General features: G+C 63.9%; 23 protein-coding genes. 15 read left to right on the forward strand and 8 right to left on the reverse strand.

Annotated elements, in window-relative coordinates; translation table 11 throughout:
- Positions 1-73: 73 nt before the first annotated feature.
- The 3 genes from urtA to AC54AF_RS10530 all read right to left on the reverse strand — a co-directional run bounded on the left by urtA (position 74) and on the right by AC54AF_RS10530 (position 2516).
- Positions 74-1327, reverse strand: a complete 1254-nt coding sequence (urtA, locus tag AC54AF_RS10520) for an urea ABC transporter substrate-binding protein (protein ID WP_496636503.1) — start codon at positions 1325-1327, stop codon at positions 74-76.
- Between the two features lie 186 nt (positions 1328-1513).
- Positions 1514-2302 carry a DUF4349 domain-containing protein gene (locus AC54AF_RS10525; protein WP_496636504.1) on the reverse strand — a complete coding sequence of 263 codons (789 nt, stop codon included), beginning with the start codon at positions 2300-2302 and terminating at the stop codon, positions 1514-1516.
- 16 nt (positions 2303-2318) lie between these two features.
- Complete coding sequence (locus AC54AF_RS10530; RefSeq protein ID WP_496636505.1) at positions 2319-2516, reverse strand: hypothetical protein; 198 nt, start codon at positions 2514-2516, stop codon at positions 2319-2321.
- 302 nt (positions 2517-2818) lie between these two features.
- On the opposite strand from AC54AF_RS10530, the gene AC54AF_RS10535 reads away from it, so the two are divergent.
- Genes AC54AF_RS10535 through AC54AF_RS10545 form a run of 3 tightly spaced genes read left to right on the forward strand, consistent with a single transcriptional unit; the run spans position 2819 to position 8060 of the window.
- A complete protein-coding gene (locus tag AC54AF_RS10535) occupies positions 2819-3397 on the forward strand; it encodes a DUF2760 domain-containing protein (protein ID WP_496636506.1) in 579 nt (192 codons plus the stop codon).
- On the forward strand, positions 3394-5265 hold the full coding sequence (locus tag AC54AF_RS10540; protein ID WP_496636507.1) for an Hsp70 family protein: 1872 nt from the start codon (positions 3394-3396) through the stop codon (positions 5263-5265). The genes AC54AF_RS10535 and AC54AF_RS10540 overlap by 4 nt, the downstream gene beginning before the upstream one ends.
- Positions 5266-5267: 2 nt before the next feature.
- Positions 5268-8060: an Hsp70 family protein gene (locus AC54AF_RS10545; protein ID WP_496636508.1), complete on the forward strand. Its 2793-nt coding sequence runs from the start codon at positions 5268-5270 to the stop codon at positions 8058-8060.
- Between the two features lie 24 nt (positions 8061-8084).
- Here the strand turns inward: AC54AF_RS10545 and AC54AF_RS10550 are convergent, their stop codons facing one another.
- The 3 genes from AC54AF_RS10550 to AC54AF_RS10560 all read right to left on the reverse strand — a co-directional run bounded on the left by AC54AF_RS10550 (position 8085) and on the right by AC54AF_RS10560 (position 12586).
- Positions 8085-9626 (reverse strand): CHASE2 domain-containing protein, encoded by a 1542-nt coding sequence (locus tag AC54AF_RS10550; RefSeq protein ID WP_496636509.1) that lies wholly within the window; start codon positions 9624-9626, stop codon positions 8085-8087.
- A 106-nt stretch (positions 9627-9732) separates the two neighbouring features.
- Positions 9733-11061: a serine hydrolase domain-containing protein gene (locus AC54AF_RS10555; RefSeq protein WP_496636510.1), complete on the reverse strand. Its 1329-nt coding sequence runs from the start codon at positions 11059-11061 to the stop codon at positions 9733-9735.
- A gap of 28 nt (positions 11062-11089) precedes the next feature.
- Positions 11090-12586 carry an alginate export family protein gene (locus AC54AF_RS10560; RefSeq protein ID WP_496636511.1) on the reverse strand — a complete coding sequence of 499 codons (1497 nt, stop codon included), beginning with the start codon at positions 12584-12586 and terminating at the stop codon, positions 11090-11092.
- 208 nt (positions 12587-12794) lie between these two features.
- Here AC54AF_RS10560 and AC54AF_RS10565 point away from each other — a divergent pair, with 208 nt between their 5' ends.
- Positions 12795-13937 carry a sigma-54-dependent Fis family transcriptional regulator gene (locus AC54AF_RS10565; protein ID WP_496636512.1) on the forward strand — a complete coding sequence of 381 codons (1143 nt, stop codon included), beginning with the start codon at positions 12795-12797 and terminating at the stop codon, positions 13935-13937.
- Positions 13938-14080: 143 nt separating this feature from the next.
- Positions 14081-15889 carry an NAD(P)-binding domain-containing protein gene (locus AC54AF_RS10570; protein ID WP_496636513.1) on the forward strand — a complete coding sequence of 603 codons (1809 nt, stop codon included), beginning with the start codon at positions 14081-14083 and terminating at the stop codon, positions 15887-15889.
- Between the two features lie 73 nt (positions 15890-15962).
- Here the strand turns inward: AC54AF_RS10570 and AC54AF_RS10575 are convergent, their stop codons facing one another.
- Positions 15963-16529 (reverse strand): YceI family protein, encoded by a 567-nt coding sequence (locus tag AC54AF_RS10575; protein ID WP_496636514.1) that lies wholly within the window; start codon positions 16527-16529, stop codon positions 15963-15965.
- A gap of 454 nt (positions 16530-16983) precedes the next feature.
- Here AC54AF_RS10575 and AC54AF_RS10580 point away from each other — a divergent pair, with 454 nt between their 5' ends.
- The 4 genes from AC54AF_RS10580 to AC54AF_RS10595 all read left to right on the forward strand — a co-directional run bounded on the left by AC54AF_RS10580 (position 16984) and on the right by AC54AF_RS10595 (position 20103).
- On the forward strand, positions 16984-17442 hold the full coding sequence (locus AC54AF_RS10580) for a YbaN family protein (protein WP_496636515.1): 459 nt from the start codon (positions 16984-16986) through the stop codon (positions 17440-17442).
- Positions 17443-17766: 324 nt separating this feature from the next.
- The gene (locus AC54AF_RS10585; RefSeq protein ID WP_496636516.1) at positions 17767-18576 is read left to right on the forward strand and encodes a methionine ABC transporter ATP-binding protein; all 810 of its coding nucleotides are present in this window, start codon (positions 17767-17769) and stop codon (positions 18574-18576) included.
- Positions 18569-19243 carry a methionine ABC transporter permease gene (locus AC54AF_RS10590; protein WP_152251093.1) on the forward strand — a complete coding sequence of 225 codons (675 nt, stop codon included), beginning with the start codon at positions 18569-18571 and terminating at the stop codon, positions 19241-19243. The genes AC54AF_RS10585 and AC54AF_RS10590 overlap by 8 nt, the downstream gene beginning before the upstream one ends.
- A 32-nt stretch (positions 19244-19275) precedes the next feature.
- Positions 19276-20103 (forward strand): MetQ/NlpA family ABC transporter substrate-binding protein, encoded by an 828-nt coding sequence (locus AC54AF_RS10595; protein ID WP_496636517.1) that lies wholly within the window; start codon positions 19276-19278, stop codon positions 20101-20103.
- Positions 20104-20327: 224 nt separating this feature from the next.
- Here the strand turns inward: AC54AF_RS10595 and AC54AF_RS10600 are convergent, their stop codons facing one another.
- Positions 20328-20945, reverse strand: coding sequence for an OmpW/AlkL family protein (locus AC54AF_RS10600; protein WP_496636518.1), 618 nt, complete (start codon positions 20943-20945; stop codon positions 20328-20330).
- Between the two features lie 367 nt (positions 20946-21312).
- Between AC54AF_RS10600 and fur the strand changes: the two genes are divergently transcribed.
- From fur to AC54AF_RS10630, 6 genes are all read left to right on the forward strand, one after another.
- Entirely contained in the window at positions 21313-21753 is a 441-nt protein-coding gene (gene fur / locus AC54AF_RS10605; protein WP_131686278.1) for a ferric iron uptake transcriptional regulator, read from the forward strand.
- 73 nt (positions 21754-21826) lie between these two features.
- On the forward strand, positions 21827-22192 hold the full coding sequence (locus AC54AF_RS10610) for a MerR family transcriptional regulator (RefSeq protein WP_496636519.1): 366 nt from the start codon (positions 21827-21829) through the stop codon (positions 22190-22192).
- 59 nt (positions 22193-22251) lie between these two features.
- Entirely contained in the window at positions 22252-22842 is a 591-nt protein-coding gene (locus AC54AF_RS10615) for an NAD(P)H-dependent oxidoreductase (protein WP_496636520.1), read from the forward strand.
- 239 nt (positions 22843-23081) lie between these two features.
- Positions 23082-24239 carry a SpoIIE family protein phosphatase gene (locus AC54AF_RS10620; RefSeq protein ID WP_496636536.1) on the forward strand — a complete coding sequence of 386 codons (1158 nt, stop codon included), beginning with the start codon at positions 23082-23084 and terminating at the stop codon, positions 24237-24239.
- A 65-nt stretch (positions 24240-24304) separates the two neighbouring features.
- Positions 24305-24862 (forward strand): SiaB family protein kinase, encoded by a 558-nt coding sequence (locus tag AC54AF_RS10625; RefSeq protein ID WP_071076508.1) that lies wholly within the window; start codon positions 24305-24307, stop codon positions 24860-24862.
- A gap of 22 nt (positions 24863-24884) precedes the next feature.
- Positions 24885-25283 carry a SiaC family regulatory phosphoprotein gene (locus tag AC54AF_RS10630; RefSeq protein WP_131686274.1) on the forward strand — a complete coding sequence of 133 codons (399 nt, stop codon included), beginning with the start codon at positions 24885-24887 and terminating at the stop codon, positions 25281-25283.
- Positions 25284-25285 lie beyond the last annotated feature (2 nt).

Genomic DNA, 25285 nt, shown 5'->3' on the forward strand with positions numbered 1-25285 from the left:
CGTCGGGGGAATTCGTCCCAATGGGACGAATTCCGATCGCGAAGCGACGGACCCCGGCCTTTCTGCCGCTAACTCATAACTTCTGCTTGCCCTCATTGCCCTTGATAAACGGGCTCCAAGGCTGGGCGCGTATTGCGTCCTTGGTTTTCCACACGACATTGAATTGCCCATCAGCCTTGATCTCGCCGATCATCACGGGCTTGTGCAAGTGGTGGTTGGTCGGGTCCATGGTCAGGGTGAAGCCCGATGGCGCCTTGAAGCTCTGGCCCGCCATGGCGGCGATCACCTTGTCCGTGTCCGTCGATTTTGCCTTCTCCACGGCTTGCGCCCACATGTGGATGCCGACATAGGTCGCTTCCATCGGGTCGTTCGTCACCACCGAACCCGCATTCGGCAACTTTTGCGCCACGGCATACGCTTTCCACTGCCTGATGAAGGCCGCGTTGACGGGATTCTTGACGGACTCAAAATAATTCCAGGCCGCCAGGTGGCCCAGCAAGGGCTTGGTATCGATGCCGCGCAACTCTTCCTCGCCCACGGAAAACGCAACGACGGGCACGTCCGTGGCTTTCAGACCCGCATTGCCCAGTTCCTTGTAGAACGGCACGTTCGAGTCGCCATTGATGGTGGAAATGACGGCTGTCTTGCCGCCCGTGGAAAACTTCTTGATGTTGGCGACGATGGTTTGATAGTCGGCGTGGCCGAACGGCGTGTAGACCTCGCTGATATCGCTATCCTTGACCCCTTTGCTTTTCAGGAAGGCGCGCAATATCTTGTTGGTGGTGCGCGGATATACGTAATCCGTGCCCAGCAGCACGAAGCGCTTGGCGCCGCCGCCATCCTTGCTCATCAGGTATTCGACGGCGGGTATCGCCTGCTGGTTCGGCGCGGCGCCCGTATAAAACACATTCTTTTCCAACTCCTCGCCCTCGTATTGCACCGGGTAAAACAGCAGGCTGTTGAGTTCCTTGAACACCGGCAAGACGGATTTGCGCGACACGGATGTCCAGCAGCCAAACACGACGGCAACTTTATCCTGCGCCACCAGCTGGCGCGCTTTTTCCGCGAACAAAGGCCAGTTCGATGCGGGGTCGACGACGACGGCTTCCAGCTTCTTGCCCAGCACGCCGCCCTTGGCATTGATCTCGGCGATCGTCATCAGCGCCACGTCTTTCAGCGACGTCTCGGAGATGGCCATGGTGCCCGACAGGGAGTGCAAGATGCCCACCTTGATCGTATCGGCGGCCAGGGCCGACTGCATGGTGATGGACGTGGCCAGGGCCAGTGCGCCGGCGGCGGCCGCTTTCAGGATGATGCGTCGTGACATGGGGACTCCTGTGATGGGTTCGTGGGGGTCGGGCTGGGCTACGATGTTGTTAAAGCAGAATGCATGCCAGCGCCAACCGTCGTCCGCCATGGTGCGTGCACGCCAGCGCCGCACGAAAAAAAACCTGGCCGCACAAGGACTGTGCAGCCAGGTTTCAAATTGCCGTAAAACGGTGCGCGGCAGGCTTTACATCTTGCGCGGTGCACCTCGCAAACGGCGCCAGCCCTTGCGGCCCAGCGGGAACAACAGCACGAAAGCGATCAGCCACGGCAGGATATAGGCCATGGCCGTGATGGCGTTGGCCACGCCTTCCGACAGGTTTTCCGTGAAATTGCCCAGTGCGCGCTTGACGGGGCGCCAGAACGATTGTCTGCCTTCGGCGCTGATGACCACATTCAGCAAGTCCGTATCAATACGCTGCATCAACAGCGCATTGGCCGCCGTCGCCTGCTCCAGTTCCACTTGCACGGTGGCCAGTTCCTTGGTGACCTTGATCAGGGCATCGACGTTGGCGCCCGAGCGCTTTTCCAGGTCTTGCAGCTGGGCCTGGTACTGCCTGAGCATGTCCAGGCGTTTCTTGCTGTCGAGCACAGGACGGCCCAGGTCCTCCACCTTGGTGCCCTGGCTGGTGACGTCGCCTTCGGCCGCGACCAGCGCAACGAGCTTCTTGATACCGGCAGGCTTGGCGCGCATGCTGATGCGCGCATGCACGTAGCGGCCGCTGTCGACGCTGGAATCGAGCAGCAAACAGCCGTTTTCCGTATCGGCCTTGCAGGCGGCGACCACTTTCTCATACAGGGGCCGCACTTGCGCTTCGCGCGTATCGACGCTGACATTATGTTCATAGGCAAGGAACTCGCTGCCCTTTTCCTTGCCGTCAAGACGGGCAGCGCTCGACTGCCCGCCGCTCTCGCCCTTGCTGCCGCAGCCGGCCAGCAGCATCAGGCCAATCAGGCATATGGATATTTTTTTCATGATTTCTTTCTTTGGATTATTTTTGCAGCGGCAACAATTCGATATCGGGCAAGTGCGCCGCCACATCCTGCACGGTCGCATGGCCGGTCAGGGACGCCACTACCTGCGGCAACGGTGCCGGCCAGATTTCCGGCAAGTCGCGCTCTTCGGGCGCCAGCACGGGAAAGGCCGGCTGCTCGCGTGGCGGCGTGAAGGCGGCCGCCCTGGCGCGCACGGCCGGATGGTCGCTGTCGCTGTACAGGCTGAAAAGTCGGTAGACATGGCATCCAGGTCATGCAAAAAGATAATGCGCGATTCTAGTCGAAGCGGCACGAAATCGAGCGTTTCCTTGCGCAGGAACAAAGAAAAACCTTGCGTCAGGCTGGCTGCGCGGGGGCCGGCGACTTTGGCGGCGGGCCGGTAGCTGGTATCATGCGGACAAACGCAGCAGGCCCTATTGGCCCCGCACATGGCACTACCTTGCGAAGCGGCCCCCGCCGCCGACGCCTCCCTACAGATCAGAGAAACGAGTTCCCTATGAGCACTTCATCGTCCCACCCATCGTTCTGGCGCCGAATCCCGCTGGCTTTCGGCGCCTTCTTCAGCACCCTGTCGGACGCAGCCTATGCGGCCCGCGTGGAAAAACTGTCCCTGCCCGAGGCTGCGCCCGTGGCGCCTGCTCCTGCGCCAGCTCCCGTGCCGACGCCGGCCGCCGCTCCCATCATCTTGAAAGAAGCGACGCCGGACGCCGCCCTGCAACTGCTGGCCCTGCTGCAACGCGAAGCGCGATTGATCGACTTTACGCAGGAAAACCTGGGCAGCCATGCCGATGCCGACATCGGCGCGGCCGCCCGCGTGGTGCATGAAGGCTGCGCCAAGGTCATGCGCGAGTATTTCACCATCGAGGCCGTGCGCCAGGAAGCCGAGGGCAGCCGCATCGTGCTGCAGGAAGGTTTTGACTCCGCGCAAGTTCGCCTGACGGGCAACGTGGTCGGCTCGGCGCCATTCACGGGCACCCTCAGCCACCGCGGCTGGCGCGCCTCCAGCGTGCGCCTGCCGAAACTGAGCGGGCAGCACGACGCCGCCATCCTGGCACCGGCCGAGGTGGAACTGTGAACGATCAAACCAACACCACCGCGCGCTACGCCATCGGCATCGACCTGGGCACCACCCACAGCGCGCTGTCGTATGTGAACCTGGTCGAAAGCGATGGCGAGCAATCGAGCCACGGCGTGCTGAAGGTGCCGCAGCTGTCGGCGCCGGGCACGGTCGAAGACCTTGCGCTGCTGCCGTCGTTCGTCTACCTGCCGCACGCCGATGAAGTGGCGGCGGGCGACCTGGCCCTGCCCTGGGTCACCGAGGAAGCGGAAGCGCCATTCGTCGTCGGAGAAATGGCCCGCAGCCGCGGCGCCACCACGCCCATACGTCTGGTCTCAAGCGCGAAAAGCTGGCTGTGCCACCCGGGCGTGGACCGCCGCGCGGCGATCCTGCCGAACGACGCGCCGGCCGAAGTGGCGCGCATTTCGCCCATCACGGCCGCCACGCGCTACCTGACGCACTTGCGCCAGGCCTGGGACAACGCCCACCCGCAAGCGCCGTTCGCCGAGCAGGAAATCACCGTGACGATTCCCGCATCCTTCGACCCGGCCGCGCGCGAGCTGACGATGGAAGCTGCGCAGGCGGCTGGCTACACCTCGCTGACCCTGCTGGAAGAGCCGCAGGCAGCCCTGTACAGCTGGATCCAGACCAGCGAAGGCCGCTGGCGCAAGGAAGTCAAGCCGGGCGACATCATCCTGGTCGTCGACGTGGGCGGCGGCACCAGCGACTTTTCGCTGATCGCCGTCCTCGAGCGCGACGGCGTGCTGGAACCGCACCGCGTGGCCGTCGGTGAACACATCCTGCTGGGCGGCGACAATATGGACCTGGCGCTGGCCCACCTGGTGGCCCGCAAACTGGCCGCCAACGGCACCCAGCTGGACGCCTGGCAGATGCGCGCGCTCACTTATGGCTGCCGCAGCGCCAAGGAAAGCCTGCTGGCCGACAGCGGCCTCGATGTGGCACCCATCGTCGTGCCGAGCCGCGGCTCGAAACTGATCGGCGGCTCCATCCGCACGGAACTGACGCGCGCGGAAGTGTCCACCTTCATCCTCGACGGCTTCTTCCCGCAGGTGGAAGCGTCGAGCCGCCCCGCCGTGCGCACGCGCGCCGGCCTGACGCAACTGGGCTTGCCGTATGCGCAGGACGCGGCCATCACGCGCCACCTGGCCGCATTCCTGGGCCGGCAAGTAGCGGCGACAAGCGAACTGGAAGGCTTTGCGGGCCGCCAGGCGGACGGCGCCAGCTTCCTGCACCCGACGGCCGTGCTGTTCAACGGCGGCGTCTTCAAGTCCGACCTGCTGGTGCAGCGCATCATGGCCACCGTCAACGACTGGCTGTACATGGAAGGCGCGGAACCGGCGCGCATGCTGGCAGGGGCCGACCTGGACCTGGCCGTCGCGCGCGGCGCCGCCTACTACAGCTACGTGCGGCGCGGCCATGGCGTGCGCATCCGGGGCGGCACGGCCAGTTCCTTTTATGTCGCCATCGAGTCGGCCATGCCGGCCATCCCCGGCATGGAACCGCCTATCCAGGCCCTGTGCGTGGCGCCGTTCGGCATGGAAGAAGGCAGCGAACTGGAACTGCCGGGCCAGCAATTCGGCCTGGTCGTCGGTGAACCCGTGCACTTTCGCTTCTTCGCCTCGTCCACGCGCCGCAACGACCAGATCGGCGACCTGCTCGACTTCTGGGGCCCCGATGAATTGCAGGAGCTGAGCGAAATCCAGGCTACTTTATCTGCCGAAGGCCGGTCGGCCGGCGACGTCGTGCAGGTGAAACTGCATGCGCGCGTGACGGAAGCGGGCACCCTGGAGCTGCTGGCCGTTTCCCCTGATGGCGCCGAGCGCTGGAAAGTGGAATTCGACGTGCGCGGCACGCCGCAGCAATAAGCATGCGCAGCGCTGTGGGCAAGCCGGCCTTCCTGGTCGGCATCGACCTGGGCACCACCAACACGGTGGTCGCCTATGCCAATGCGGCCAATGCGGCCGATATGCAGGCAGGAATCGAGCTGTTCGCCATCGAGCAGCTGGTCGCTCCCGGCGAAGTGGGCGCACGCCCCCTGCTGCCTTCCCTGCGCTACCACCCTGCCGCCGGCGAACTGGCGGCGGGCGACTTGCAGCTGCCCTGGCCGCAGCAGGACGCGGCCGGCGTGGAGCATGCCGTGCTGGGCGCCCTGGCGCGCCAGCTCGGCGCGCAGGTACCGGGCCGGTTAGTTGCCAGCGCGAAGAGCTGGCTGTCGCATGCGAACGTGGACCGCCAGGCGCCGATTTTGCCGTGGGACGCCGATGCCGACGTGGCCAAGGTGTCGCCGGTGGCGGCCAGCGCCAGCTACCTCGCGTATGTGCGCGCCGCGTGGAATCACCGCTTCCCGCACGCTCCCCTCGAAGAGCAGGAACTGGTGCTGACCATTCCCGCCTCGTTCGACGAGGGTGCGCGCGCACTCACCTTGGCATCGGCGCGCATGGCGGGCTTGCCCACGCTACGATTGGTGGAAGAACCGCAGGCCGCCTTTTATGACTTCCTGCAGCGCCGGCGCGCCACGCTGCGCGCAGACCTGGCCAATACGCGCCGCATTTTAGTGTGCGACGTGGGTGGCGGTACCACCGATTTCAGCCTGATCGACGTCGCCTTCGATGACGATGGCAAACCGCAGCTCACGCGCAGCAGCGTGGGCAACCATTTGATCCTCGGCGGCGACAATATGGATCTGGCGCTGGCCCACCTGGTGGAAACGCGCATGGCGGCAGGCAGCGAAGGCGGCATGAAGCTATCGGCCGCGCGCCTGTCGCAGCTGATGGAGCGCTGCCGCGCCGCCAAGGAGCTGCTGCTCTCCAGCGACGCACCAGACAAGGCCACCGTCACCCTGCTGGGCGCCGGCTCGCGCCTGATCGGCGCCAGCCGCTCCGTCGACGTCACGCGCGAGGAAGTGGCGGCCATGGTGGTCGACGGCTTCTTCCCGAAAGTGGAATTCAACGAGACGGCGAAAAAGGGTCGCGCCGGCATCGTCGAATTCGGCCTGCCGTATGCGCAGGACGCGGCCATCACGCGCCACCTGGCCAGCTTCCTGCAGCAGCATGCCGGAGAACTGCCCGACACCCTCTTGCTCAATGGCGGCGTGTTCCGCGCCGACGCGCTGGCGCGCCGCCTGGCCGACACGCTCGCGCACTGGCGGGGTCAGCCCCTGACCATCCTGCATAACGACAATCCCGACGTGGCCGTGGCGCGTGGCGCCGTCGCCTACGCGCTGGCGCGACGCGGCCAGGCGCCGCGCATCGGCGGCGGCTCGCCGCGCAGCTACTTCCTCGTGCTGGGCGAAGCGGGCAAGGACAAGCGCGCCGTCTGCATCCTGCCCCGTGGCAGCGCCAGCGGCGAGGAAATCCGCCTGACGGAACGCCTGTTCGCGCTGCGCCTGGGCCGGCCTGTGCGCTTCCACCTGGCCACGTCCCTCTTTGAGGCGGGCACGCCGCCGCGACTGGGCGAGATCGTCGACCTGGACGCCGGCGAGTATCTGCGCCTGCCGCCGCTGGCCAGCGTGCTGCACGATAAACAGGATGCCAGCGACAAGCGCGAAATCACCGTGCAGCTGGCCACCGTCATGACCGAGGTCGGGACGCTGGAAGTGCATTGCGTTGCCGCAGCCGATGCCGGCCAGCGCTGGCTGCTGGAATTCCAGCTGCGCGCTGGCAAGGAAGAGCAAGGCGATGGCGAGGCTCAATCCATCTCGCCGCGCGTGAAAGAAGCGGTCGAGAAGATCGAGCGCATCTTCGGCGGCAAGGCGCAAAAGGTCGAAGTCAAAGAAGTGCGCCAGCTACGCCAGCACCTGGAACGGGGGCTGGGCGGGCGCGAAAGCTGGGAGACTCCCCTGCTGCGCCAGCTGTTCGACGCCTTGCTACAACGCGCGCGTGGGCGGCGCCGCTCCACCGAGCATGAGCGGGTCTGGCTGAACCTGGCGGGCTACTGCCTGCGCCCCGGCTATGGCGACGCGCTCGACCCGTGGCGCATCGAGCAGCTGTGGGCCCTGTTCGACGCGGGCGTGCAGCATTACAAGGACAACCAGGTGTGCGCCGAATGGTGGACCCTGTGGCGCAGGGTCGCCGGCGGCTTGAGCACGCAGCAGCAACTGCGCCTGCTGGACGACTTCGCCTTCAACCTGCAAGCCGATGCGGCCCAGCGCGGCAGCCGCCCCGTCACCCTCGTGAACGGCAGTGACGACGACATGCTGCGCCTGGGTGCATCGCTCGAGCGCATCCCCGGCGCCTACAAGGCGGAAGTGGGCGCCTGGCTGATCAAGCGGCTGGACACGGCCGCCAGGAAGGGTGAAGCGGCCGACACGAATACCCTGTGGGCGCTGGCCAGGGTAGGCGCGCGCCAGCCCTTCCACGGCAGCGCGCACGAAGTGGTCGACAGCGCCACCGTGGCCGAATGGCTCACTATGCTGCTGGCGCTGGACTGGAAAAAGACGGAGCCGGCGGCGTTTGCCGCCACCCACCTGGCACGCATGACAGGCGACCGCTCGCGCGACATCGCCGAAGACCTGCGCGCCACCATTCTGGCCCGCCTGAAAGCCGTCGGCGCCCCGCCCCTGTGGCAGGCGATGGTCAGCGAAGTGACGCAGCTGGACGAAGCTGTTACCCGGCGCATGCTGGGAGAGGCGCTGCCGCCGGGGTTGAAGCTGATCGGCTGATCGGCTTCCAGCGCAGCCTCCCCCCTACACCAGCGCCACCACCAACACCAACACCGCCAGCGGCGCCTGCACCAGCACGATGCCCGGATGCGTGCGGCGCAGCTGTGCCCAGACGGACAGGCCAGCCACTTCCTCGTGCGGATGGTGCGCTTCGTCGCGCAGGGACATCGCGTGCAGGAACATGCCGGCGATCAGGGGGCCGGGGTTGACCCACCAGCCCTGCTCGAGCAAGCCGCGCGACAGGTAGATGGCCAGCGCGCCGATGGCAAACGGTGAAGCCCACACCAGCGCCAGCATCAGGCGGATGCCATAGAATTCGAACAGGGTGCCCAGGCGGTGCAGGCGGCTGAAATCGTGGTCTTCCATGCGCTTGTCGATGGCCAGTTCGGCGCGGCCGTACAGTGTCCACAAGCCGCCGAACAGGCAGCCCAGCAGCACGCCGATGACGATGTCGGCCACGAACACCGCATATTTGTTGACGTCGGCCGTGCCGATGCCGAGCGACGTGTGGGCGGCCGCGTGCAGGTGCAGGCCGGCCTGCTCGCCTTCGGCCGTCGTATAGCGGTCGCGCACGTCATACGTGCTGCCGATGTAGACGACTTTCTTGCGCAGTGTGTCGTCCGCCACGCCAGCCTCGCCATCGCTCAGTTTGACGCGTGTGCGCGTGGGATTCAGGAATGCCGGCGCCACGGCGGCCGGGTGAAACGGCGCGGTGACGGCGTTCTGCTCCGCCGCATCCTTCGCATCGCCGTGGATGACGGGCTCGAACGCCCAGCGCGCCAATTCCTTTTCGCTACCCGCGCGCCGCGCCAGCTGGCACACGCGGCCGGCCAGCGCCAGCCCTTCCTTTTGCTCGGACAATGCGGCCGGCATGGGCTGCTTCTGCTCCTGTTCGTCGGCGCCATGCGCCAGCTCGAAGGCCACGGCCGCCAGCACGGGGCTTTTCAATTCGATGCGCGTGACGGCGCCCATGCGTTCGCGGATCTGCGGGCTGGCAAAGTGGATGCCCGCCGCGCAGCGCACGCGTATCCAGGGCAGGTTCGCGTTCCGGTCCGATTGTTCGGGCAGAATCAGCGCCAGTTGCCGGCCATCGGCAGCCAGCCGGTCGAGCAGGCGGTCCAGCGGCCGCTCGCCCGCCTTGTGCTGTTCATACACGGCTGGCGCCAGGTCCAGGTCGATGGCCAGCACCTTGCTGCCGCGCGCGGCGGCGCTGGCGATCACTTGCTCCAGGCGTGAACGCTCCAGCGGCTCGCGCTCGTCGAAGACCTGTTCAAACGCGGGCTGGTCGATTTCGATGATGCCGGGCCGGTAGGCGGCGCCCGGGTCCTTGTCCCGGTTCAGCAGCTGCCCCTGTTCCGCGCTGGCGCGCAGCATGGCCGCATCGAGCCATTCGAGCACGTGAAAACCTTCCAGCGCCAGCATCAGCGCGGCGATCAGGCTGGCGCCGATCACGTGGTGCAGCAAATGCGTGCCCGTCAGCTTGAAGGCAGAGCCTAGCTGGGCAACTGGCCACAGCAGGCGCCGCCAGAGCGGCGGGCGCGGTCGATCTGGCGGGCTGGTTTCCACGGTGTGCTTCCCTTGCGTGCGGTGCGTGAATTGCTATTCAGGCAATAATTAATGACGAAAGGACAGTGTATTCCAGTTTTGCCCAGCCCTCCGCACGGCTGGCAGCCTATTTCGGCTTGGCCAGCAACAGCTTGCCCAGCGCTTCGAAGGCTGGCGTGGTGGTCGGGTCGTTGGCCGCATTGGCTGCCGTCGGCGTCGAGGCGAAACGCACGATCACCATTTCCGCCTTCGGATCGATATAGATGCGCTGGCCGTACACGCCGCGCGCCATGTAAGCGCCATGGTCGTTATGCGTGACCCACCACATGTCGCGATAACTCCAGCCTTTGAGCAAATCATAGCCGCCCTTGGCAAACAGCTGCTTGTCGCCGCCGCGGCGGATATCGTCGACGGCCGCCTTGGGCACAATCTGCTGGCCGTTGTAGCGGCCATCGTTGCGCAGCATCTCGCCGAAGCGGGCCAGATCGCGCAAGCCCGCGCTCAAGCCGCCTCCGGCAAATGGGGTGCCCGTCGAATCGACACTCATGTAGGCATCCTGCTCGGCGCCCAGCTTCTGCCAGACGCGCTCGGACAGATACTCGTTGACGTTCTGTCCCGTGACCCGGGCAATGATCCAGCCCAGCACGTCGGAATTGACCGTGCGGTAGCCGAACGCCTCGCCGTGCCGGCCCTCGTGCTTCACCGTTTGCAGGTACTCGAAATAGCTGCGCGGCCCCGTATAATCCTTCGGCTTGGGCAGCGGATTGCCTGCCGCTGCGTGCTGCCACACTTCCGCTTTCGGGTCGGCGTAATCTTCGCTGAATTTCAGGCCCGTGGTCATGTCGAGCACCTGGCGCACGGTGGCGTCACCAAACGCCGACTTGGCCAGCTCCGGCACATACTCTGCCACTTTCTTGGCCGGATCGAGCTTGCCTTCGGCCACCAGCGCCGCGCCGATGGTGCCCATCACGGACTTCGTCACCGACATGGCGCCATGCTGGCCGCTTTCCTTCAGCACGCCAAAGTAACGCTCGTACACGATGCGGCCCCGGTGCAGCACCACGATGCCGTCCGTGTAGTTGGCGCCCAGCGACTGCTCCCAGGTCATCGTTTCCTTCGCGCCCAGGGGCGTGAAGCGCAGGCTGTCGATATCCTTGCGCAGCGCGCGTTTCAATGGCACGGGTGCCTTCAAGCCGCGTGCTACGTCCACCGTCGGCATCAACTGGCGGAAGTGCGACACGCTCCAGCGCAGCTGCGGGAAAGTGAAATAGCTGCCATCGTCGAAGCGGATGATTTTATCGGCCGGCGGCGGCGCGCCCACCATCCATTGCAAGGCAGCCGGATCGCTGGCGGCCGCTGACAGCGGCGCCGTCGTCTCTGCCGCTTGGGCGCCGGCGGCCAGCGCCAGACAGGCGGCGGCCAGGGCCCGGCGTTTCATGCTGGGGAAATCGTTCATGTGATGCTCTCCTTGATAGAAAGAATGCTTAATAGACCCATACGACGTTGGCCAGCCAGCCCGTCCACGTCCTGGCCTGCCCGTTCACCAGCTGGTTCACGCCCGACTGTGCGAACGATGCGCTGAAACCCAGGGTCAGATAGGTATTCGGGTTCACCACGCGCACATACTTGACGAAGACATCGTTTGCCAGCATCGGGCGCAGCACGCCGGCGATCACCACGGGCGCGTCGCCCGGCACGTCGAGGCGCGTGGCCTGGCCGAACTGCAGCGGGCTGCCCATCCGGTTGGCGCGCACCTGGGCCAGGTAGGCGGTCACGGTGTCTTTCGGCGTCGGGTGCAGCTCGACGGTGGCCTGCAGCGCATTCACGTTGGCATTGACGAAGACCCAGGTCGCCTTGCTGCCCGAAGCCCAGGCGCCCGGCGTGCCTTCGAAGAACAGCGGGTCGAAGCGCTCGTTGCGCGCCGTGCGCGGATCGTCGCCGGAAAAGCTCTGGTAGCCGAGGGTGAGCTTCGGCGTCCACGCCACGCCGGGCAGGGAAACGCCCCCTTCCGCGCGCCAGCCCCAGCCACGCATCGGCTCGCGCGTATTCCATTCGCGCGCCGCGTCGACGCCGAACCAGCCTTTCGACAGCACGGAGGGCAATACGGGAACGCGCGCGTAGCCATACACGAATTGCAAGTCCTTGCGGCCATCGGGCACGGCCAGCGGCGCGCCGATGCCGCCGGGCGCCGCCTGTGGATACGCGGCATGGGAGCGAGGCACCTTGCCATACGCGAGGCCGGCCTTGCGGTCGTTCGCGGGCGCATAGCTGACGTCCGCGCCCACCAACCGCGTGCCCGAATCGTTGTCGGGATTTTCATTCGGGTCGAGATAGAACGCCTGGACGCTGAACGCATCCTGGCTTATTTTGGCCACCACGGAATTCTGGAAGGCCTTGCGCGGGCCGAGCTTCAGCGCGCCACGGTCAAAGCCGTTCGAGCCGCCATTGGCGATCAGCATGCCGGTGCCCAGCGTGAAATTCTGCGCGCCGGCCGACAGATCGAGCATGGCGCGCGTGCCGCCGAGCGGCATGCGGATGCCGGCGACGAATTCCTCGATCGAGATGCGGCCCGTGTCGCCAGCGCCGAATGGATCGTGGCGCAAGGTGCCCGATCCGACGGCGGAGACGCGCGCATACAGCTGCTTGCCGTCGCTGAAATTGCGCTTGAAGCCGAGCGCCGGCTTGACATAGAACTCGTACCAGTAGGGATTGAAATCGAAGTCGGGATTGCGCGCCGGGGTGTTCAACAGCTTCCAGAACAAGTTGTTTTCGCCAGCCACCTGCACGCCCGCTTCCACGGAACGCGTCATGTGCCAGCTGGCGACTATGGCCGGTTCAAAGGCGGCGCGCCGGGCCACCTCTTTTTCCAGGCGGCTCTGGCCATCGGGATCGAGCTGGCCGGCGGCGCCGCAGGCGGCGCTCCAGCCCAGCAGAGCAAGGATGAGTGAAAGGCGTACCGGAAACGTCGCTTGCATTGCCATGGATGCCCCTTGCGCTGGCTGACTGTCAATTTGAGCGAATGTTATCAGAGATGCTCTTGTTGAAAAGCATCGTATTGTGCGGCACTGCCATGGTGAGACGTACGTCTCACGGCAATCCCATGCTGCAATGCGGCATGCATGTGCCTGCGCTTCGTGCTACAAATGGAAAACCATCAAAACACCAGCAGCAGAGACACCGGAGAGCGCCATGCCCTACGTCCGCCAGACCAGCCATATCGACCGCGTGCGTGACCTGATCGCCGGCCGCATCGTCAATCCCGGGGCCGACATGGCCCGGCTGGCCTCGTCGTACCGGCGCTCGCTGGACGACTACCAGCTCGACCCCGCCTCCACCACGGGGCCGCGCATCCTGACGGGCGCCGAACTGCGCGCCATCCAGCAGTCCGAAGAAAATTTTCTGCGCTCCACGGGCCAGTGCCTGCCGCGCCTGCACGCCATGGTGCGCGAGGCGGGCTACTGCGTCATCCTCGCCAATGCGCGCGGCGTGACGATCGACTACGTGGTCGACACGGACCAGCGCAAGGATTTCAAGAAGGCGGGTCTGTATCCGGGTTCGTGCTGGTCGGAAGAGGAGGAAGGCACGTGCGGCATCGCCTCCGTGCTGCTCGACCAGGAAGCCATCACCGTGCACAAGACCGACCATTTTCGCGCCGCGTTCACGGGCCTGACGTGCAGCGCCGCGCCGATCTTTTCGCCGCATGGCGACTTGATCGGCGTGCTCGATGCGTCGGCCTTGAGCTCCCCCGACGCGCGCGACAGCCAGCGTCTGGTGAAACAGCTGGTGCGGCAAGGCGCGACCCTGATCGAGGACGGTTTTTTCCTGAAGTCCTACAGCCATTGCTGCATCCTGCTGGCGCACCGCAACCGCCACTTCGTGGAAGTGCAGCCGGAGATGCTGCTGGCCATCGACGAACATGGCGACATCATCGCCGCCAACCGCTGCGCGCGCGACGTCATCGGGGGTCTCGACACCCTGCCGCGCCCCGTCGCCGAGGTGCTGGAAGTGCGCGCCGAGCGGCTGTTCGACGCGCGTGCGGGACACAATCTGCTGTCCTTGCGCCTGGCTGGCGGCAGCACCTGGCTGCACGCCCGCGTGCGCGCGCCGCTGCGCCAGGCCAGCGCCCGAACACGCGTCAAGAACACGGCCCCCGTGACGGATGGCGTGGCGGCATACACGCCGCCGGAGCTGGCCGAACGCACGCGCATCGTGCACGCCATGAACGCCGCCAAATGGCGCCCGCTGCAAGCGGCAGCCATGCTGGGCATCTCGCGCGCCACCCTGTACCGTCGCCTCAAGCAGCTGCACATCGTGCCGCCGCACCGCCAGTAACGCATCAGGCCAGCTGAGATTTCCGTCTCAAGCGCCGCCATGCTGCGCTGCAGGATGCGGCGCAAAAACGCCAGTGTTACAACATCGTCAGCGGCAACACAGCCGCATCCCATCATAAAGTCAGCAGACTTGGAGGAGACACGATGCAAACCGATATCAACCCGCACGACCTGGCCGTGGCCGGCATCCTGGAGCAGCTCGAAGGCTCTCTTCGCGCCAGCGACGGCACGGGCGCCGCGCAACTGTTTGAACAGGACGGCTACTGGCGCGACCTGGTGCTGTTTACCTGGAACCTGAAAACCCTGGAAGGCCGCGCGCAGATCGCCGCCATGCTGGCCGCCCAGTTGGGCGCCGTGCAGCCGGTATCCATCCGCATCGCCGACGGCGAACATGCGGTGGAGGCCGGCGGCGTGCTGCAAAGCTGGATCACGGTGGAAACGAGCGTGGCGCGCGGCGTAGGCTTCATCCGCATCCGCGACGGCAAGATCTGGACCCTGCTCACCACCATGAGCGAATTGAAGGGCTTTGAGGAAGCCAAGGGTGGCCGCCGGCCCATGGGCGCGGAACACGGCGCGCGCACGAATCGCAGCAGCTGGCTGGAACAGCGCGAGCAGGAAGCTGCGGAATTGGGCTACGCGCGCCAGCCCTACTGCGTCATCATCGGCGGCGGCCAGGGCGGCATCGCGCTCGGCGCGCGGCTGCGCCAGTTGAACGTCCCCACCATCATCATCGAGAAAAACGCGCGCCCCGGCGACAGCTGGCGCAAGCGCTACAAGTCCTTGTGCCTGCACGACCCCGTCTGGTACGACCACATGCCCTACATCCCCTTCCCCGACAACTGGCCCGTCTTCACGCCCAAGGACAAGGTCGGCGACTGGCTGGAAATGTACACCAAGGTGATGGAGCTGAACTACTGGGGTTCGACCTCATGCGAATCGGCCAGCTTCGACGAAGCCGCCGGCGAGTGGACGGTGCAGGTGCTGCGCGACGGCCAGCCCGTCACCCTCAAGCCAAAACAGCTGGTGCTGGCCACCGGCATGTCGGGCAAGGCGAACATGCCGAAGTTCAAGGGCATGGAGGTGTTCCAGGGCGAACAGCAGCACTCGTCGCAGCATCCGGGGCCCGACGCATATGTGGGCAAGAAGGTGGTGGTGGTCGGCGCGAACAATTCCGCGCACGATATCTGCGCCGCCCTGTGGGAAGCGGGCGTGGACGTGACCATGGTGCAGCGCTCGTCGACGCACATCGTCAAGTCCGATTCCTTGATGGACCTGGCGCTGGGCGACCTGTATTCCGAACGGGCGCTGGCGGCCGGCATGACGACGGCCAAGGCCGACCTGACGTTCGCCTCGATTCCATACAAGATCCTGGCCGACTTCCAGAAGCCCGTCTTCAAGGCCATCCGCGAGCGCGATGCGGACTTTTATGCGCGCCTGGAAGAGCGGGGTTTCATGCTCGATTTCGGCGACGACGATTCCGGCCTGTTCATGAAATACCTGCGCCGCGGGTCCGGCTACTACATCGACGTGGGCGCTTCCGAGCTGGTCGCCGAAGGCAAGATCAAGCTGAAAAGCGGCGTCGGCGTGCAGGAACTGAAAGCCCGTTCCATCGTGCTGTCCGACGGCACGGAACTGCCAGCCGACCTGGTGGTGTACGCCACCGGCTATGGCTCCATGAATGGCTGGGCGGCCGATCTGATCTCGCCCGAGGTGGCCAACAAGGTGGGCAAGGTGTGGGGACTCGGGTCAAACACGACAAAGGACCCTGGCCCGTGGGAGGGCGAACAGCGCAATATGTGGAAGCCCACGCAGCAGCAGGCGCTGTGGTTCCACGGCGGTAACCTGCACCAGTCGCGCCACTATTCGCAATACCTGTCGCTGCAGCTGAAGGCGCGCATGGAGGGGTTGAACACGCCCGTGTATGGGCAGCAGGAGGTGCATCACCTGGCGTGATCGCCGCAGGGGCCAGACAAAAAAAAGGCGGCGGACCGAAGTCCGCCGCCTTTTTGCATCATGCAGCCAACAATTACTGTTTGATGGCTTCGATGGCAAACGTCAGGGTCACGTCATCGCTGACAGCCGGCGCATATTTGCCGGCGTTGAATTCCGTGCGCTTGATCTTGGCCGTGGCATTGGCGCCGCAAGCGTCTTTCTTCAGCATCGGGTGCGGTGCGCAGGTGAACGAGGTGACGGTCAGGGTCACTGGCTTGGTCACGCCTTTCAGGGTCAGGTTGCCGTCAACGGAGGCCAGCTTGTCGCCGTCGAAGTTGAACTTGGTCGATTTGTAGGTGGCGACCGGATACTTGGCCGTGTCGAGGAAGTCTTCGCCCTGGATGTGCGAGTTGAACAGGGTCGAACCCGTATCGACGGATTTGGTGTCGATCAGCACTTCGACGGCGCCCGTCTTGGCGGCGCGGTCCAGGGTGACCTTGCCGGTGGTGTTGTTGAAACGGCTTTGCTGCGTCGAGAAGCCCATGTGGCTGTACTCGAAACGGGGGAAGGTGTGGCTACCATCGATAACGTAGACTTCAGGCGCGGCAACGGCGGACAGCGAGAGACCGGCGGCGGCGATAAAAGCGAGCAGTTTTTTCATTGTTGGTTCCTAACAAAAAGTGGAGGATGTCAAAACCGCAAGCAGCTGCAGGCGAATGGCGCCTGCGGCTGATTGTCTGGCTTCAGTTGCAACAGATTATGCATGGCATGAAGATCGATGTAAAACGGAAAATATACCTAGTTAGCATCGATAAAATCGATAATACAGACGATAATGTCCGTGACAGCGCCTTCTGCTGCCGATTATTGTCTGCCTTGTCAAAAATATCCAGCGGTATACGACTCAACAAATGAGAATGATTCTTGTTATTATTCTGTGGACTGCTTATCATGGCGGCCCCGGCGCGCATGCAGCGTCGCCCTGATTCCTCCATAATAGAGCTGAACAGCGAGCAGAAAAACATGACGGCTACCCGCCACGACTGGGACACCTTGAACCCGCACCCCGCCACTTCCCCGCCCCGCAGCCAGGCCTTGACCGGAGCCTTCGCCTGATGCGGGAGACGCGCGCCCAGGCGCCATTGCGCGAAGCACACGGCGTGCGCCTGCGCCGCTGGGCCTGGACGGCAACCGGCGCCCTGATGCTGCTGCTGGGGATCATCGGCGCCATGCTGCCCGTCATGCCGACGACGATTTTCCTGATCCTCGCCCTGGCCTGCTTCAGCCGCGCCTCGCCACGCCTCGAGCACTGGCTGCTGCAGCATCCCCGTTTCGGCCCGCCGCTGCGCCAGTGGCGCGAACACCGCGCCGTCTCGCGGCGCGGCAAGGCCATGGCTTGCCTGGGCATGGCCATCGGCTTTGTCGCCATGTGCCTGGGCCATCCGCCGTGGTGGGTCATCGCCATGGTGGGCACCATGGAAGTCGCCGTCCTCGTCTACCTGTTACGGCGCCCCGAAGGCCCTGCCGCCAGCGGAGCAGAATCTGCCCGCACAGAGAACAAAGGCAGGCACTAAGCCGCCCTCTCCGCATCAACAAAACGGCAAGTCAGCCGAACTTCCTATAAAAACACCGTGACGCGTCCCTGGGGCGCGTCGAACTTTTCACCAAGATGCGGCCCTGCCACGCCCGTCCGCGCGATTAAATTCGGCAAACATCCCGCTTTCCCACTTTTTCAACCAAGAAACAGACACATAGACATTATTTGCATATTCAAAGCAAGATTCTGTCGTAGGAGTAATAACACGATCGGAGGTATACTACGCAACCGACGTAGCAGGCCGGGCGATTTGGCCCCTGCAAGCAAGCCTGTCACGGTCCAATAAAAAAGGAAACACTGCATGACCACACCACACCGTACGCCGGTGATTCGCATCGATGGCGCGAACAAGACCTTCGCGCTGCCCAAGGGCGAACAATTCCACGCGGTCAAATCGGTCACGCTGGAAGTCTATCCCGGTGATATTTTCGGCCTGATCGGCAAGAGTGGCGCCGGCAAATCGACCTTGCTGCGCCTGATTAACCTGCTCGAGCGTCCCGACAGCGGCAGCATTACCGTGGCCGGGCGCGAACTGACCCGCCTGGGCAAGAGCGAATTGCGCGACGCGCGCCAGAACATCGGCATGATTTTCCAGCAATTCAACCTGCTGCAAAACGCCAGCGTCTTCGACAACGTCGCCTTCCCCCTGAAAATCCATGGCACGACCAAGGGCGAGCAGATCGCCGCCCGCGTCAAGGAATGCCTGGCGCTCGTCGGCCTGTCCGACAAGCTGCACAGCTATCCGGCGCAATTGTCCGGCGGGCAGAAACAGCGCGTGGCGATTGCCCGCGCCCTGGCCAGCCACCCGGACGTGCTGCTGTGCGACGAGCCGACGTCCGCGCTGGACGCGGAAACGACGCGCGCCCTGCTCGACACCCTGCGCGACATCAATGCGCGCCTGGGGGTGACCATCGTCATCGTCAGCCACGAGCTGTCGGTGCTGGGCGCCATCTGCAACCGCGTGGCCGTCGTGGAAAACGGCGCCATCGCCGAACAATTCGATTTGAGCGACACGGCCACCCCGCGCAAGACGGCGCTGGGACGCGAGCTGGCGTATTACGGTACCGAGGCGTTTGAAGCCACCGCATGGAAGGATGCAACACATGTTTGAAGAATCGATCAATAACGTCATCAAGCTGTTGCCGGAAATCTGGGTGGCGCTGGGCCAGACCATGACCATGCTGGGCATAGGTCTGACCGCCGCGATCCTGATCGGCGGCCCGCTGGGCATTTTGCTGTTCCTCGTCTCGGAAGGCCAGTCGCTGGAAAACCGCCCGCTGTCGACGATCCTCGGCTGGCTGGTGAATACCGTGCGCAGCTTCCCCTTCATCATCCTGCTGGTCGCCCTGACGCCGTTTACGCGCATCATCGCCGGCACCTCGATCGGCCCGCTGGCGGCCAGCGTGCCGCTGTCGTTCGCCGCCATTCCCTACCTGGCGCGCCTGGTGGAACAGAACCTGCGCGAAGTGCCGCGCGGCGTGATCGAGGCGGCGCACGCCATGGGCGCGTCGGAAATGCAGATCATCTTCCGCGTGCTGCTGGTCGAAGCGCGCTCCGGCCTGGTGCTGGCCCTGACCGTGCTGTCGATCAGCTTCCTGTCGTATTCGGCCGTGGCCGGCGTGGTGGGCGGCGGCGGCATCGGCGACCTGGCCATCCGCTACGGCTACTACCGCTTCGAGACGGACATCATGGTCGCCACCGTGGCCATCCTGATCGTGCTGGTGCAAACCATCCAGTTCGCCGGCACGCGCATCGCCAAGCGCCTCGACAAACGTTAATTCATATTCAGTATTTCAGTACAAGGAAAAGCATGAACCATATTCGCCGCAATCTGCTCCTGGCCGCTGCCAGCCTGGCCTTCGCCACCGCCGCACACGCCAAGGACCCGAAAGAACTCGTCATCGGCACCAGCTCCGGCCCATATTCGGACCAGCTGAAGCTGGGCATCAAGCCTATCCTGGAAAAACAGGGCTACAAGGTCAAGATCGTCGAATTCAATGACTACGTGCAGCCGAACTACGCGCTGGCCGAAGGCTCGCTGGACGCCAACGTGTTCCAGCACATCGTCTACCTGACCAAGTTCGCCACCGACAACAAGCTGCCACTGAGCGCATTGATCACCGTGCCGACCATGCCGATCGGCCTGTACGGCGGCAAGCAAAAATCGCTGGCGGAAGTCAGGAACGGCGCCACCATCACCATGCCGAATGATCCGACCAACCAGGCGCGCGCGCTGGTGATGCTGGCCAAGATGGGCTGGATCAAGCTCAAACCGAACGTCGACCCGCTGCGCGCTTCCGAGCGCGACGTGCTGGAAAACCCGAAGAAGCTGAAACTGGTGCCGCTGGAAGCGGCGCAGCTGCCACGTTCGCTGGCAGACGCCGACTATGCTTTCGTCAACGGTAACTTCGCCCTGGCCGCCGGCATGAAACTGACGTCGGCCCTCGCCGTGGAAAAGATCTCGGACAGCTACATCAACCTGGTCGCCATCCGCACGGCCGACAAGGCCAAGCCATGGGTGAAAGACCTGGAAGCGGCCTACCGCTCGCGCGCCTTCCTCGACGCGACGAACAAATACCTGGCCGGCTACGAAAAGACGGACTACCAGCTGGCGCTGGAAAAGACGCTGAAAAAATAAAGCGGCGCATGCAATGCAAAAAGGACGGCCAGGTGCAAACCCGGTCGTCCTTTTTTTCGCCCGCGCTACGCGGGTATCTTCAACACTTGCAACGCCTAACAAAACCGTAGCGAGCGGAAGTAAGGCTTGGCGCCCCCGTTGGCTTGAGAAGCGCAACTGTACGAAGGTACAGTGAGCATCGCAGACCACAAATTACGACGCGCAGTAGGTTTTGATAGGTGTCCCTAGAAACGGTAGCCGACGCCGACGCCGATCAGGATAGGATCGACCTTGACTTCGCTGATCTTCGCGCCACCGGCCAGTACGTCGCTGCGGATCTGTACTTTCTTGATGTCGAAGTTCAGCGACCAGTTTTTGTCCAGCTTGTAGTCGACGCCAGCTTGCAGCGAAAAACCCCAGCTGTCATGCTCGAGGCGGCCGGCGCCGTTCAGCAATTTCACGTCCGAGATATTCGTGTAGTTCACGCCGGCACCCACGTAAGGGCTGAGCTGTTTTTCAGGCATGAAGTGGTATTGCAGCGACAGGGTCGGCGGCAGGTGCTTGAACGTGCCGATCTTCGTGCCGGACAAGGTGACGTCATGCTTTTGCGGGTAGGTCAGGATCAGTTCGGCAGCGATATTCGGTGTGAAGAAGTACGAAATATCGATTTCAGGAATCGTCTTGCTGCTGACGTGGATCGTGTCCGATGCGCCGACGCCGCCCACAGGAGCAGATTTGTTGGCCGGATCGATGTGCACAGCGCGGGCGCGCACCAGCCATGGGCTTTCCTGCGCCATTGCGTTGCCGGCGAATGCGCCGATGGCGGCCAGGACGATTGCTGCTGCAGTTGCGGACTTCTTCATTTTATTTCCCTCTGTCGTTAAGTAACGCTGCGAAGTCTAAGAGTGCAGTGCAACAAAAACTTTGATCCACATCAAATAGTGCTAGATGGCATCACTAGAGGGATTTTTTCCTTTGCCCAGGTCAAGAAAATGCGGCATTGCGGCGTGGCCGCGCGCATTGCCCCCGTTTCTCCGGCGGCCAGCCCGCCGCGCCATGCGGATCCAGTTGCCCGCCACGCAATCGCCACTTGCGCCGATGTCACTGGTTTGCAGGCCAGCTAGCCAGCATAATATTTCCACTTCACACGATACAAATGAGAATAGTAATGATTATCATTTGCGATATAATGGATTACCTCGCTAGGCGACTATACAAGGAATGGGAGACATGGATATATTGAGGGAACTGCGTGAATCGGGCTTGAAAGTGACCATCCCCCGCTTGCGGATTCTGCAGCTGTTTCAAGAAGGCACGATCAAGCACCTGAGTGCGGACGATGTCTACAAACTCTTGTTGGCCGAAAAGATCGACGTGGGCCTGGCCACCATCTACCGCGTGCTGATGCAGTTTGCCGAAGCGGGCATTCTGTTTCGCCGCCATTTCGAATCGGGCCACGCCGTCTTCGAACTGAATGAAGGCCAGCACCACGACCACCTGGTTTGCACGGGTTGCGGCAAGGTCGATGAATTCGTCGATGAAGGCATCGAACTGCGCCAGAACGAGATCGCCGCCGAGCGGGGCTTCGTGCTGCATGAGCACGCGCTGTCGCTGTATGGCACCTGCGCCGAGTGCACGGCCAAGAAAGTCCCGCCGCGCCGGGCCTCCTGAGACAGCGCGCAAGGTAGCACCTGGGAAGCCACTGCGCTACACTGCGTGCGCCGCAGCTCAACAAAGGATAAGCATGTACATCGGAGAAATCGCCCGCCTGGCGGGCACCTCGCCCAAGGCCTTGCGCCACTATGAAGCGCTGGGCTTGCTGGGCGACGTGCGCCGCTCGGGCGCCTACCGCGTCTACACGCAGCAAGACCTGGCGCAAGTCAAACTCATACGCCAGGCGCAGGTCCTGGGCTTCCGCCTGGCCGAATTGCTGCCCATTCTGGCTGGCGACGATACCGACTGGGCCGCCCTGTCGCAGCACATCACCGCCAAGCGCGCGCAGGTGCGGCAGGATATCGCCCGCCTGCGCCAGCTCGATGCGCAACTGGCCGACATCGACACGGAAATCCGCGACTGCCTGGCGCACCAGCGTCTGCAAGAAGCCGCTTGACTCTGCCACTAGGGGCAGGCTTTAGCATGCAAGCTCTTCTTTAACGGACAGCCCGCATCATGAGCAAAATTACACCGAAGCGCATTTTAATCCTTCTCGGCCACCCGTCCAGCGACAGTTTCTGCGCTGCCCTGGCCGAGGCCTATGCCGCCACGGCCCGCAGCGAAGGCCACAGCGTGCGCGAGCTGCGCCTGGGCCAGCTGGACTTCGATCCCATCCTGCACGAAGGCTACCGCCAGGTGCAGCCGCTGGAAGCGGACTTGCTGGCGGCGCAGGAAGCCATCAGCTGGGCCGAACACCTGGTGTTCGCCTACCCGATCTGGTGGGGCGGCGCGCCAGCCCTGCTGAAAGGCTTTGTCGACCGCGTCTTCCTGCCCGGCTACGCTTTCAAGTACCGCCCGGGCAAGGCTTTCCCCGCGCAACTGCTGAAAGGCCGCACGGCCCAGTTGCTGGTGACGATGGATACGCCGCCCTGGTATTTCCGCTGGGTCTACCATATGCCCGGCATCCACCAGCTGCGCAAGACGACCCTGGAATTTTGCGGCGTCAAGCCCGTCAAGGTGGCCAGCTTCGGTCCCATCCTCAATTCCACCGAGCAGCAGCGCGAGCGCTGGCTGGCGCAGGCCAGGACGCTGGCGCGCCATCTGTAGCCCGGCAACGGCTTGCCATGCAGCCATCTTGCATACGGTTTTGACAAGCTGGTAATCAAGCCGTCATATTCAAAGGCTACCATGATGATATTGCCTGTTTGTCAGTCGCCTTGCTCTCGCGACAACAAGGGTCCGATCGTCATGTAAAGGTAGCCGCTGTGGAGTTCAACGCTTCTCGATTGCATCTTCCCCGTTATCGCACGTCCGTGGCGGCTGATCTGTGCATCCCCACGGAATCCGTGCAGGCCGACGCCAGCAATTTCGCCGTGCTGGAACTGTTCACGGAGCGACGCGACATGATGAGTCTGCCCGTCACGGAACAGCAGAAACCCATCGGCCTGATCAGCCGCAACATCTTCATGTCGCAAATGTCCAAGCCCTTTTATCACGAGGTGTACGGCAAGAAGAGCTGCATCGCCTTCATGGACAAGGAACCGCTGATCGTCGATGGCGCCATGAGCATCGAAGACCTCACCTTCCGCGCCGTGGAAGCGGGAGAGAAGGCGCTGGCCGACGGCTTCATCATCACCCACGATGGCGCGCTGGCCGGCGTGGGCTTCGGCTTGCAACTGATGAACGTGGTGGCCACCATGCAGGCCGAAAAGAACCGGCAGATCATGCACAGCATCGATTACGCCAGCGTGATCCAGCGCGCCCTGCTGCGCACATCCAGCGCGGAATTGCGCGCCACCTTGCCCGATGCGCACCTGGAATGGCAGCCGCGCGACGTCGTCGGCGGCGATTTCTACTTTTTCGAGCGCCACGCGGGCGGCTGGTTCGCCGCCATCGCCGACTGCACCGGCCACGGCGTGCCGGGCGCCTTCATGACCCTGATCGCCTCGTCGGCCCTGAGCCAGGCCTTGCGCGAACTGGGGCCGCGCGATCCGGCCGCCCTGATCGGCGCCGTCAGCCGCGCCATCAAGACCTTGCTGGGCCAGGACGGCGCCAGCAGCGGCGAAGCTACCGGCCACGCCGGCTCGAACGACGGCATGGATTGCGCCTTCCTGTGCTACGACACGGCCAGCGCCAGCCTGCGTTTCGCGGGGGCGAAACTGGCGCTGCACGTGGTCGCGCCGGGCGAAGAGGCCGTGCGCGCCATCGATGGCGCGCGCATGGGCGTGGGCTATGTCGACACGCCGGCCAGCTACTGCTGGCACAACGAGACGCTGGCCATACCGGCCGGCAGCTTGCTGTTCATCACCACCGACGGCTTGCTCGACCAGATCGGCGGTGCGCGCGACATCGCCTACGGCAAGCGGCGCATGCGCGAGCAGCTGCTGGCGCGGCGCGACGCGCCGGCCGGCGACGTGGCGGCGGCACTGCTGCAGGACAGCGCCGCCTGGCAGGGCAAACAGCCGCGCCGCGACGACCTGACCTTTTTCTGTTTCCGCCTGTAGTTTTGGCGCCAGCGCGCCACCTTATCAACAAGAAACCGGGTCACCGGCTAGCCAGGAGCACGGACGTGCTGTACGAAGAATTCAACGAGTTTTGGGACGTGGCGCGCAAGCGCAACATCATCTTTTTTTACGTGGGCTATTTCTCGCAGCACGTGGTCAGCGCCATTTCCGAAACCATCAAGGCGCGCCTCGATACGGCCGGCGCGGCCGGACCCACGCGGCGGCGCATCTTTTCCTCGTTCATCGAGATGTCGCAAAACATCATGCATTATTCTGCCGACAGCCTGACGCCCGATGCGCAGCTGGACCAGCAGATGCGGCGCGGCTCATTCTGCATCGGCACGCGCGGCGACAGCTTTTTCCTGCTGTGCGCCAACCCCGTCTCGACGGACAACGTGGCGCAGATCCGCGCCCGCCTGGAACCGCTGCACACGATGACGATGGAAGAAATCCGCCTCGCCTACAAGAAGGCCTTGCGCGAGGAAGCGCCGGCCGACAGCAAGGGCGCGGGCCTGGGTTTTCTCACCATGGCGCGCGACGCCAGCGAGCCGCTGGAATTCGAATTCGTCCAGGATCCCCAGGAGCCGGGCCACACCATCTTCTGCATCAAAGCCATCATTTGAAAGAGCCGACTCAGGAAAGCATATGCAATTACCGTCACCACTGTTCATCGCCGCGACCCCGAGTTCGCCCGAAATCGACTTCCGTTTCGAGCAGCACACCCTGTCGATCAAGGGCGAGTCGTATCCGGAGAATGCGGCAGCCTTCTATGGCCCGCTGATCGCCACCGTGCGCGCCTACCTAGATGGCTGCCGCGAGAGCGCCATCACCGTCAACGTCTCGCTGGCCTACTTCAACAGCTCCAGCACGAAGATGCTGTTTACCCTGTTCGACACCCTGAACCAGGCGGCCGTGGACGGCAACCAGGTGCGCCTGAACTGGTACCACGACGAGGACGACGACACCATTCTGGAATTCGGCCAGGAGCTGCAGCAGGACTTTACGGCGCTGGACTTCCACGACCATCCCGTGCAGGGCAGCTAGGG

The organism is Janthinobacterium sp. JF4, from assembly GCF_059617925.1.